The following is a 4,102-nucleotide window of genomic DNA, read 5'->3' as shown; positions in this document are numbered from 1 at the left end:
ATGTAGAGTTCTTTGTCACCAGATTCAAAGAAGAAGCTTAAAACACATCGAGGAATGGATATACTCAAAGCAGCAACCGACTGGGCGAAGGCAGAACTCTTCTCCACTCCTTTCTTCATCCTCTTCGGATTGGTATTCATTGCAGCCAGCATCGGTTTCTGGCAATTGGGCAAGACCGATATCGCCAAGGCTTACATCATTCCCACCTTGGTGGCAGGAGTGCTACTGATGATCATCGGAACGGGATTGTATTTCACCAATAAATCGAGGATCACACAATTCGAAAAGGCCTATACAGAAGACCCTACAGCCTTTGTAGCTGCTGAAATGGAACGGGCTGAAGGCACCGTGAAAGAATACAAGAACGTGGTCTTCACGGCAATTCCATTGATCATCATCGCTTGCGCCTTGGTATTGATGTTCGTGAATTCTCCCAACTGGAGAGCGAGCATGGTAACGGCCATGGCCATGTTGGTGGTGATCCTATTGGTGGACGGCACGGCCCAAGCCCGTATCGTGGCATACCAAGAGCAACTGATCGAAGCAAGTCGAACGAAATAAACACAAGAATTAATGACTAAGAATCAATTCGGAAAAGAAGGATGGACCCCCGAGCGCATGGGGTCTCAAGAAGGCAAGACCTTTCTTATAACAGGAACCACAAGCGGCACGGGATACGAAGCGGCACGTATTCTCCTGTCCAAGGGAGCCAAGGTGGTGATGCTCAATCGAAATCCCCAAAAAGCGGAAGACACCATCAAGACCTTGAAAGAGACCCTCGGTAATGATATCGATGTATCCAATATCCAGATGGACCTGGCCGAACAGGCTTCTGTCAAAAGAGCGGCAGATGAAGTCCTCAGGACAGTACCTCGTATCGATGCTTTGATATGCAACGCAGCCATTGCACAAGTACCCACCCAGAAGCTTACGGTCGATGGCTTTGAGAGCCAGATGGGTACGAACCACTTTGGCAATTTCACCTTGCAGGCACTGCTCTATCCGCGTATCGAGGAGTCTAAAGGACGCATCGTGGTCGTGGGAAGCATGGGCTATAATCTGGGTATAAAGACCATCCAATTCGATGATCTGAATTGGGACAAGAACTACAATCCCAATGGTATCTACAGCCAGAGCAAGCTGGCGCAGATCATGTGCGTGTATGAACTGCAGGACAGACAGAAGGATGCTGGCAAAGAAGATGTGGTGAAAGTCTACGCCTGTCACCCAGGTGCATCCAGCACCTCACTGATCAAGACCAGCGGTAGCCTGATGACCCGTTTCGTTTGGCAATTAATGAAGATCTCTCCATTGGTGCAGTCAGCCGAGAAAGGAGCCTATCCACAATTGATGTGTGCTACTGAGCCCGACTTGGATCAAAGTGCGTTCTACGGTCCTACTGGAAGAAGTAACTGGACCGGTCCTGTAGGTGCCCATACCCTGGAGCCGCATGCAAAGGATAAGGAAGTTGCCCAAAGACTCTGGGAGGTCTCTGAAGCTATGACCGGAGTTGAGTTCAATGTACAAGAACCGGTATCTGCCTGATCCCGATAGAATATTGACCTTTGAATGAATCACCGAGCGACACTCGGTCAAATGAATAACGAGGAATGGCCAAAAAAGAGATCATAGAGATACAGAGCATCACCGACATACATCGGCTGCTCGGCCTTAAAGCACCGGAACATCCCTTGATATCGGTCAGCTATCCGGGTGAATTCCCCAAGGAGTCATGCATGGAGCCGGGCACCTACCGGAACGATCTGTATATGATCAGCCTGAAGAGCATCTCATCCGGGCAGTTCAACTACGGTCGCGGTTCCTATGATTTTCAAGATGGCACCTTGATCTGCACAGGTCCGGGACAGATAATGTCCATTGATGAAGAGCAGCTGGATCAGGACAGAGGCACGGAAGGCTGGACCCTCATGTTCCACCCCGACCTGCTCAGGCGATCGAGTATCGCACAGAGCATAAGCGGTTTTACATTCTTCGACTATGAGGTGAACGAAGCACTCCATCTTTCTGAAAAAGAGAAGGGCATGCTCAAGGAATTCGTCCGGAATATCGAACGGGAGATCGGACAGAACATGGACCGTCATTCTCAAGATCTCATCCTCATCAATCTGGAGAGCATCCTCAAATACACGGAACGCTACTACGATCGACAGTTCTACACACGCAGCAATGAGAGCAAAGGTCATCTGCAGCGTTTCGAGCGATTCCTGAAGGACTACTTCGACTCCAGCGAGTTGAGCGAGAAAGGACTACCCAGCATCGATCGCTGTGGACAGGCATTGAATATGTCCGGTCACTACCTCAGTGATCTACTCAAGGCGGAGACGGGAAAGAGTGCGCGAGAACACATCCACCTACAATTGGTAGAGCGGGCCAAGAATCTCCTACTCGGCTCCAACGCCACGGTGAGTGAGATCGCCTACGATCTGGGTTTCGACTATCCGCAGCACTTCAGCAAGCTCTTCAAGACCAAGACAGGGCTGAGTCCGAGCGAGTATCGGAGTCTGAATTAATCGTGATCAGCATCCATACAGAGCCCACTGAACACTTAGCGAAGGGCAAGCGGAGAACATGAAGAAATTCCTAAAACATATCGGCATCGTACTGTTGGCCCTGATCACCATAGTGGTCCTGACCGGCTCTGTATTCTTGAACTCTTCTCCTCAATTCGGAGGTCAGGCTGATGAGTATCGGCTCACTCGCTACGCAGATTCTCCCAACTTCGAGAACGGGAAGTTCGTGAATGATGGTCCATTCAACTTGGAATTCGACTGTCACAGCATCGAGAAGATGATCAAAGACAGGTTTTCATCACCTCCTGATGTGTCTCCGGATAGGAACATCGAAGTGGTCAAGCTGGACAGCCTGGACATCGCTTCATATTCCGACACCCTCACCCGGGTCACCTGGTTCGGACACTCCACCGTGCTTTTGGAGATCGATGGCAAGCGCCTGCTCTTCGACCCTGTATTCGGTCAGTATGTTTCACCCCACCCCTGGTTGGGAGAGGGACGGTATCAGGAGGAAATGCCCATCGACATTGCCCAGCTGCCTCATATCGATGCCATCTTCATCTCTCACGATCACTACGACCACCTCGACTATGAATCCATCATTGGACTTAGAGAAAAGACAGCCCGATTCTTTGTACCGCTGGGAATCGGTAATCATCTGGCCGCTTGGGGAATCGAGTGGGAACGCATTCAGGAAATGGACTGGTGGGAAGAATCGGAGTTCAAAGAATTATCGATTGCTTGCACTCCCTCCAAACACATGTCAGGCCGAGGATTGAACGATCAGTTCGCCACCCTTTGGAGTTCTTGGGTGGTCACGGGGAGCAACGAGAACATCTACTTCAGTGGAGATGGCGGTTATAACGATCGCTTCAAAAGAATTAAGGATAAATATGGTCCATTCGACTTCGCCATGCTCGAATGTGGACAGTACAATACCCTGTGGGCCGATGTGCACATGATGCCGGAAGAAACTGCTCAGGCCGGTATCGACCTGGGAGCCGAAGTGGTGATGCCCATACATTGGGGCTCTTTCACTCTTGCCACACACAGCTGGACCGAACCCGTTGAGCGACTCACGAAAGAAGCATCGAAACTGGATTTGACTCTGAGCACTCCCAGTATCGGTGAGTCATTCCTTCTTGATGGTAAAAGGCCTCCACAGGAGTATTGGTGGAGAGCATATTCAGAGTGAGTTAGAGTGGTAGGGACAGAGTCTAAGATGTCGCCACGTTACCGATGACCTGCAAGGTCTCGAGGGCCGGTGATTCCGCTCCTCCTTCATCTTCGATGGTCACGGCAAAGGCCTGACCCATACCGATGGCCTTCATTTCTATCAATGAATCTTCTGGGGTGAATATCCCCGCATCTACCGGTTGCCCATCGACCAAGGCCCACAGCTGGTAGACTTTACCTTCCGGTAAATCATCCATACGGGCTACGCTCAGATAGACAGATTCCTTACTTGGGTTCCAATACACGCGCGCCAGTGCGCTAGGTGCATTATCCGTCCCGGTCAATGTCACTTGAGTATAATTCGGGTCATTGATGATGGCCATGTCCTCCTGAAG

Annotated in this window: 5 protein-coding genes; 4 read left to right on the top strand and 1 reads right to left on the bottom strand. The window is 50.5% G+C overall.

Going from position 1 to position 4,102, the window contains the following annotated elements; all coding sequences use genetic code 11:
* The first annotated feature begins 54 nt into the window (after positions 1 to 54).
* The 4 genes from HKN79_02800 (at position 55) to HKN79_02785 (ending at position 3,726) form a co-directional block, all read left to right on the top strand.
* Positions 55 to 561, top strand: a complete 507-nt coding sequence (locus HKN79_02800) for a hypothetical protein (GenBank protein NNC82479.1) — start codon at positions 55 to 57, stop codon at positions 559 to 561.
* Between the two features lie 12 nt (positions 562 to 573).
* The gene (locus tag HKN79_02795; GenBank protein NNC82478.1) at positions 574 to 1,545 is read left to right on the top strand and encodes an SDR family oxidoreductase; all 972 of its coding nucleotides are present in this window, start codon (positions 574 to 576) and stop codon (positions 1,543 to 1,545) included.
* 65 nt (positions 1,546 to 1,610) lie between these two features.
* On the top strand, positions 1,611 to 2,531 hold the full coding sequence (locus HKN79_02790) for an AraC family transcriptional regulator (protein NNC82477.1): 921 nt from the start codon (positions 1,611 to 1,613) through the stop codon (positions 2,529 to 2,531).
* A gap of 58 nt (positions 2,532 to 2,589) precedes the next feature.
* Positions 2,590 to 3,726, top strand: a complete 1,137-nt coding sequence (locus tag HKN79_02785; GenBank protein ID NNC82476.1) for an MBL fold metallo-hydrolase — start codon at positions 2,590 to 2,592, stop codon at positions 3,724 to 3,726.
* A 22-nt stretch (positions 3,727 to 3,748) separates the two neighbouring features.
* Here HKN79_02785 and HKN79_02780 read toward each other — a convergent pair.
* The coding region (locus HKN79_02780; GenBank protein NNC82475.1) for an anti-sigma factor at positions 3,749 to 4,102 on the bottom strand (354 nt) is incomplete at its 5' end.

The sequence above is a fragment of the Flavobacteriales bacterium genome (genome assembly GCA_013001705.1).
Classification (GTDB): Bacteria; Bacteroidota; Bacteroidia; order Flavobacteriales_D; family JABDKJ01; genus JABDLZ01.
This window is presented reverse-complemented; position numbering and strand designations above follow the sequence as displayed.